Source organism: Roseovarius sp. D22-M7, from assembly GCF_037083785.1.
Taxonomy (GTDB): domain Bacteria; phylum Pseudomonadota; class Alphaproteobacteria; order Rhodobacterales; family Rhodobacteraceae; genus Roseovarius.
The window spans coordinates 46,165-53,263 of the sequence record NZ_JBAPKY010000025.1; the positions used below are offsets into that span (position 1 = coordinate 46,165).

Below are 7,099 nucleotides of genomic sequence, written 5' to 3' on the forward strand. Positions count from 1 at the left end.
CGCGGCGATCCCCGTCACGACCGCGGCTTGGTCTTTTTCGGGTCGTAATGCGACAGCGGCACGATCGTCGCGGGCAGGCGTTTCTGGTGCCCGTCCAGCTTGCCGATCTCAACCTTTGTCCCGACCTCGTGATGGGCCACATCGACCCGCGCCAACGCGATGTTCCTGCCCAGGATGGGCGAGCGCATGGCCGACGTGACCTCGCCGATCCGGGCGCGCCCGATATGGATGCAATCGCCGTGGCCGACATCCACGTTGCCGTCGATATCCAGCCCCACGAACTTGCGCGCCGGATGCTCCTTGCGGCGGATCAGCGCCTCGCGCCCGATGAAATCGTCCTCTTTCGATTTCAGGGGCACGGTAAAGCCGATCCCCGCCTCGAACGGGTCGGTCTGGTCGCTGAAATCGTAGTCGGCAAAGATCAGCCCGGCCTCGATCCGCAGCATGTCCAGCGCTTCGAGCCCCATGGGCCGGATGCCGTGATCCTGCCCGGCCTGCCAGACCGCGTCAAAGACCTCGCCGGCATGTTTGGGGTGGCAGAAGATCTCGTAGCCCAGCTCGCCGGTATAGCCCGTGCGGCTGACGACGACCGGCGTTCCCCGGTCATCGCCGATCCGCGCCGGGGCAAAGCGAAACCAGGCCAGATCCTCGAAATCCGGCTGATGCGGTGCGGTCCAGATGATCTTCTTCAACAGGTCGCGGCTTTCGGGGCCCTGCACGGCGATGTTGTGCTGCATGTCGGTGGACGAGCGGACCATCACCTTGAGCCCCAGCTCCTCGGCCTTTTCGCGGATCCACTCCCCGCCATAGTCAGAGCCCCCGATCCAGCGGAAATTGTCGCGGCCCAGCCGGAAGATGGTGCCATCGTCGACCATCCCGCCATGCGGGTAGCACATCGCGGTGTAGACGACGCCCCCCACCGGCAGGGTCTTGATGTTGCGGGTAAAGATGTACTGGCACAGCGCCTCGCTGTCAGGGCCGGTGATCTCGAACTTCCGCAACGGGCTGAGATCGAGGACAACGCATTTCTCGCGGCAGGCGTGATATTCCTCGATCGGCCCGGCGGTGGACATGCAGTTGGCCAGCCAATAGCCGTTATACTCGATGAAATTGTCGGTGAACCGGTCGAACCGGTCGTGAAAGCCTGTCTGTTTTGTCATTTTCGGGTCCGAATCAGGTGTGGGCCGGTAGGCGACGGCGCGTTGAAAGGTTTCCTTGCCGCCATAGGTCCGTACGTGAACGTCGGTCGGGTTCCAGCCATTGGCGGCGGTGGTGTCGTCGGGGCAGGCGGAACTGACACAGACGAGATCGGTCAGCGCCCGCAGCAGCACGTAGTCGCCGGGGCGCGACCACGGCTCGTCCGAATACATCACGCCATGCGCGTCCAACCCGGTATTGAAGAAGAAGTTGATCGCCATCCAGCCCGCGCGCCCGGTCACGCCGTGCGGCGACAGCGCGCCGTTGAAATTGTCCGAGCAATTGACGTGGCCGGGATAGCCGATGTCGTCGTAATACTTGGCCGAACAGGCCAGCGCAAAGGCATCATGCCGCCCGCAGGTGTCCTGGATCACCTCGACCAGCGGCAGCATGTCCTGGTCGTAATACTTGGCGTGCAGCCCCGGCATCGGGTAGGCATGGCCCATCAGGGTGCGGGTCGTGGTCACGTCCAGCGCGTGCTCGACCCCCGTGTCCAGCTTGCGGGCCGAGAAACACTGGAAGTCGGTGCATTGGCGGCCATCCACATCGAGGATCTGGATGTAATCGCCCGCCTTGACGAAATACGCCTCGGCGGTGGCGGAATGCACGCGGATATCCGCCACCGGATCGGCCAGTGGATCGGGCAGATGGAACCTCGCCACGCTCTTGATGACCGCGCGGCGGACATGAACGGTGAGCGGGGTGGCGGTGTCCTGCCCCTCGAAATCCATGATCCCGCCGGGGGCGGCGATGATCGCGATCCCCTCGCGCGTGGCGGTAAAGCTTTCGCGTGTTCCCGCCGGGGTCTCGCACCCGAAGAGATGCACGGCCCGCGCCGCGGACAGGTCGAGGCCGCGCGCCTCGATCCCCATGCGCAGGCTGCGCAGCGACTGGTCCGCCGAGGTCAGAAGCGAAAGCAACCCCTTCGGCGTCCCCTGTGCCGCCGCCCCGATCAGGCCGGGGTCGAAACGGCCGCCGGTGTCCGCGCAGACGATTTCGCAGGGCTGGCCGCCCTCGGTATTCTCGATGTCCAGGCTATCTCCCGGCTCCAGCCGGACAAGGATCGCGCCTGCGCCCTCGACCACGTAGCGTTCCGTTCCGGGCGGCAGCGAAAACACGCGTGGCTGCACGATTGCGCTGGGTTTCGGCGGACCCGGCGTGACATCCGGGTATCTCGTGTCCAACATGCGTCCACTCCGGCTGTTTGCATTCTTGGAATAATTGTTTAACCTCAAGAATAATAGCAAATGACGTCCGGTGCAAGCGGTTCCGTCCCGCGCCAAGCCCGCGACGAAACGGGAGGACGTGAATGAATGCGATTGCCCTGGGCCTGGTGGCGGCTGTCTGCTGGGGCCTGCACGACATCTCGATCCGCTATCTCAGCCGGACGGTACCACTGCTCGGGGCGCTGGTGCTGGTGCTGGCGACCGGGCTGGTCTTTCACACGTTGGTTCTGGCCTCGAACGACGCGCTGCGCCTGCCGCGTGGAGATGCCTTCTGGCTGTCCATCGGCTCGGGGGCCGCGTTTCTCGTGGCCAGCCTGGGGTTGTATTTCGCGTTCCAACGCGGTCCCGTGCGCCTGGTCAGCCCGATCATCGGCGCCTATCCGATCGCCTCGCTCGGGTTCGCGGCGCTGTCGGGGGCGGTCATCACCCCGGATCAGGTTGCGGCCGTCCTGTTGATCGTGGCCGGTGTGGGCGTGGTGGCAAGCCTCGCCGATACCAGCGGCGATCCCACGCCGCCCAAGGGGCCCACGATCCTGCTGTCACTGGCCTCCGCCCTCGGCTTTGCCGTCACGTTCAAGCTTGGCCAGATGGCCGCCGCGCTGGATGGCGAGCTTCACGCGACGCTTCTGGCGCGCATGACGGCGCTCGGGCTGCTGCTGACATTCCTCCTCGTTCGGTCCGCGCCGCTTGCTCTCGGGCGCGGGGCGGTCGTGCCGTTGATCCTGATGGGCGCCCTGGACGGGATCGCGCTGCTGGCGGTGCTGTCCGCGGGCCGCGTGGCGCATCCGGAATTCGCCTCGGTCGCGTCCTCGATGTTCGGGATGTTCACGATCGTGCTGGCCGCGGTCTTTCTGAAGGAGCGGATGACGATGCCGCAATGGGGCGGCTGCGTGACGGCCTTTTGCGCCATCGGCTACCTCGCGATGTAGCCGTGCGCGCAATGCGCGCCGTCAGCCGATCCAGCCCGCGTCGGTCTGGCGTCGATGGGCGTTGACGGCATTGCGCATCAGGATCGCGACGGTCACCGGGCCGACCCCGCCCGGCACCGGCGTGATCCAGCCCGCGACTTGGCTGACGGCATCGGTATCCACGTCCCCGACGATCGTGACGGCGCCATCCGCCCCGGTCATCTGGTTGATCCCGATATCGATCACCACGGCGCCGGGCTTGATCATGTCCGCGCCGATGAGATGCGGCTTGCCCACGGCCACGAGCACCACATCCGCCCGCCGCGAATGCATGGCGACCGACCGGGTCATGTGGTGACAGACCGTCACCGTGGCCCCGGCGGCCATCAACATGTTGGCGGCGGGTTTGCCGACGATCTCCGAATGGCCGACCATGACCACCTCGAGCCCTTCCAGCGTCAATCCGGTTTCCCGGATCAACTCCACCGCCGCCGCGGCCGTACAGGGCGCCATCGCCACATCATTGTAGACGATATTGCCGATCGAGGCGGGATTCATCCCCTCGACATCCTTCAAGGGATGGATCGCCGATTGCAGCGACCGCACATTGATATGGGCAGGGACGGGGCGCTGCAGGATGACACCCAGCACCTCGGGGTCGTCGTTCATCGCCTGGATCGCTGCCTTGCATGCCTCCTGTGGGATGTCGGCGCTCCAGAGCTGCTGATCGAAGCCGAGGCCGGCGGCCCGGGCCGCCGCGGCCTGGTTGCGCACATAGATCATGATTTCGGGGACCTCGCCGATCGAGATCGAGACAAGCTTGCCGATGCGCCCGGCCTTGTTCACGTAAGAGGCGACCTCGGACAGGATCCTGTCGCGCACCAGCCGTCCCATCAGCAATCGCGGGTCCTTGACGACGATATTCACGCGGTCAGCCCCTCCGGCTCTGCCAGACCATTGGCACGGCAGCAGGCCGTCACGGTATTGGCCAGCAGGCAGGCGATGGTCATCGGGCCGACACCGCCCGGGACGGGCGTGATCGCGCCGGCCACCGCGGCGCAGCTGTCATACTCGCAATCGCCCACAAGCCGCGTCTTGACGCGACCGTCCTCGCCGGTGCCCTTCTCGGGCGCGTCGATGCGGTTGATGCCGACATCGATGACCGTCGCACCGGGCTTGATCCAGTCGCCCGTCACCATCTCGGCGCGGCCGACGGCGGCGACCACGATATCGGCCCGGCGGCAAAGCTCCTGGATGTCGCGCGTCCGGCTGTGGGCGATGGTCACGGTGCAACTGTCGCCCAGCAGAAGCTGTGCCATCGGCTTGCCCACGATGTTGGACCGCCCGATCACCACCGCGTTCATCCCCGACAGGCGGCCGTGATGCGCGCGCAGCAACATCAGGCAGCCCAGCGGCGTGCAGGGCACCATGCTTTTCTGTCCCGTCGCCAGCAATCCCACATTCGAGATGTGAAAGCCGTCCACGTCCTTGGCCGGGTCGATCGCATTGATCACCAGGTCCTCGTCCAGATGGCCGGGCAGGGGCAGTTGTACGAGGATGCCATGCACCGCCGGATCGGCGTTCAGCCGAGCGATCAGCGCCAGCAGATCGGCTTCGGACGTGTCGGCCTCGAGCTTGTGCTCGAACGAGGCCATGCCGCATTCGACGGTCTGCTTGCCCTTGGACCGGACATAGACCTGGCTCGCAGGATCCTCGCCCACCAGCACGACCGCGAGGCCCGGCGTCAGCCCGTGATCTTCTTTCAGCCGGGCCACGTGGCCCGCCACCTGTTCGCGGATGGTTCCGGCAAACCCCTTGCCGTCGATGATCGTCGCTGCCATCGCTGTCAGTCTCCCTAGCTTGATATGGTCCGCGCGGCCCGCCGCGGTCGGGGGCGAGGCGCCAAGGCGCCCCGCCCGGGTCACGAGATCAGAACAACCCTTCGATCTCGCCATCGGCGTTGAGCCGGATATTTTCGGCCGACGGCACGCGCGGCAGGCCCGGCATGGTCATGATCTCGCCGCAGACCACGACGACGAACCCGGCCCCCGCCGACAGGCGCACTTCGCGCACCGGCACCGAGAATCCCGTGGGCGCGCCGCGCAGGGTCGGATCGGTCGAGAAGCTGTACTGCGTCTTGGCCATGCAGACCGGCAGGTTGCCATAGCCCTGGTCTTCCCACGACTTGAGCTGATCGCGGATCTTCTGGTCCATCAACGCCTCGTCCGCTCGATAGATCTTCTTGCAGATCGTCTGGATCTTCTCGGCCAGCGGCATCTCGTCGGGGTAGATCGGCGCGAAACCGGCCTCGTCGGCCTCGGCCAGTTCGGTCACCTTGCGGGCGAGATCGGCAGAGCCTTCCGAGCCCAGCTCCCAATGCCGCGAGAGCACCGCCTCGGCGCCATGCCGGGACACGTACTCCTTGATCGCCTCCACTTCCGCATCCGTGTCGGTGACGAAATGGTTGATCGCCACGACCACCGGCACGCCGAAGCTCTTGAGGTTCTCGATGTGGCGCCCAAGGTTCGGGCAGCCTGCCTTGACGGCCTCGACGCTTTCGGTCCCGAGCTCGGCCTTGGCGACGCCGCCATTCATCTTCATCGCCCGCACCGTGGCGACGCAGACCACCACCGACGGTGCCAGCCCGGCCTTGCGGCACTTGATGTTCATGAATTTCTCGGCGCCCAGATCGGCGCCGAACCCGGCCTCGGTCACCACGTAATCAGCCAGCTTCAGCGCCGTCGTCGTCGCCATGACAGAGTTGCAGCCATGCGCGATATTGGCGAACGGTCCGCCATGCACGAAGGCGGGGTTGTTTTCCAGCGTCTGCACGAGGTTGGGCTGCATCGCGTCCTTCAACAGCACGGTCATCGCGCCTTCGGCCTTGATGTCGCGGCAGAAAACCGGGGTCTTGTCGCGCCGATAGGCCACGATCATGGCCCCCAGCCGGTCCTCCAGATCCTTCAGATCCCTGGCCAGACACAGGATGGCCATCACCTCGGAGGCCACGGTGATGTCGAACCCCGTTTCGCGGGGAAAGCCGTTGGCGACCCCGCCCAGCGATGCCGTGATCTGGCGCAGCGCGCGGTCGTTCATGTCCACCACCCGGCGCCAGACGACCCGGCGCACGTCGATCTCCAGGTCATTGCCCCAGTAGATGTGGTTGTCGATCATCGCGCTCAGCAGGGAATGCGCGCTGGTGATGGCGTGGAAATCCCCGGTAAAGTGAAGGTTCATGTCCTCCATCGGCACGATCTGCGCGCGCCCGCCCCCGGCGGCGCCCCCCTTCATGCCGAAATTCGGCCCGAGCGAGGCTTCGCGGATGCAGATCATCGCCTTCCTGCCGATGGCGTTCAGCCCGTCGCCCAGCCCGACGGTGGTGGTGGTCTTGCCCTCGCCGGCGGGCGTCGGATTGATCGCGGTGACAAGCACCAGCTTGCCGTTCGGCTTGTCCTGCACGCCGTTGATGAAATCCTGGCTCACCTTGGCCTTGTCGTGCCCGAAGGGCAGAAGGTGGTCGCCGGGGATGCCGAGATCGGCGCCGATCTCGATGATCGGGCGCTTGTTGGCGTCGCGGGCGATTTCGATATCTGTCTTGTGTGCCATCTGTGTTGCTTTCCTGTTGGTGGAACGCGGCGTCATTCAGCCACGAGTTTCGATGCAGCTTCGACCCTTACTGCGGCGAATTTGAATTCGGGGATTTTTCCGTATGGGTCGAGGGCGGCGTTGGTGAGGATGTTGGCGGCGGCCTCGACATAGGCGAAGGGG

The 7,099-nt window shown here is 65.6% G+C and carries 5 protein-coding genes; 1 reads left to right on the top strand and 4 read right to left on the bottom strand.

Annotation, left to right across the window (positions count from 1 at the left end; genetic code table 11):
- Positions 1 to 14 precede the first annotated feature (14 nt).
- On the bottom strand, positions 15 to 2,384 hold the full coding sequence (gene tdm / locus V8324_RS12515) for a trimethylamine-oxide aldolase Tdm (RefSeq protein ID WP_336420264.1): 2,370 nt from the start codon (positions 2,382 to 2,384) through the stop codon (positions 15 to 17).
- Positions 2,385 to 2,506: 122 nt separating this feature from the next.
- Here tdm and V8324_RS12520 point away from each other — a divergent pair, with 122 nt between their 5' ends.
- Positions 2,507 to 3,352 (top strand): DMT family transporter, encoded by an 846-nt coding sequence (locus V8324_RS12520; RefSeq protein ID WP_336420265.1) that lies wholly within the window; start codon positions 2,507 to 2,509, stop codon positions 3,350 to 3,352.
- A gap of 21 nt (positions 3,353 to 3,373) precedes the next feature.
- Here the strand turns inward: V8324_RS12520 and V8324_RS12525 are convergent, their stop codons facing one another.
- The 3 genes from V8324_RS12525 to V8324_RS12535 form a co-directional block, all read right to left on the bottom strand.
- Complete coding sequence (locus V8324_RS12525) at positions 3,374 to 4,225, bottom strand: bifunctional 5,10-methylenetetrahydrofolate dehydrogenase/5,10-methenyltetrahydrofolate cyclohydrolase (protein WP_336420268.1); 852 nt, start codon at positions 4,223 to 4,225, stop codon at positions 3,374 to 3,376.
- A gap of 29 nt (positions 4,226 to 4,254) precedes the next feature.
- Entirely contained in the window at positions 4,255 to 5,172 is a 918-nt protein-coding gene (folD, locus tag V8324_RS12530; protein ID WP_336420266.1) for a bifunctional methylenetetrahydrofolate dehydrogenase/methenyltetrahydrofolate cyclohydrolase FolD, read from the bottom strand.
- 88 nt (positions 5,173 to 5,260) lie between these two features.
- Complete coding sequence (locus V8324_RS12535; RefSeq protein WP_336420267.1) at positions 5,261 to 6,937, bottom strand: formate--tetrahydrofolate ligase; 1,677 nt, start codon at positions 6,935 to 6,937, stop codon at positions 5,261 to 5,263.
- Positions 6,938 to 7,099: the final 162 nt, after the last annotated feature.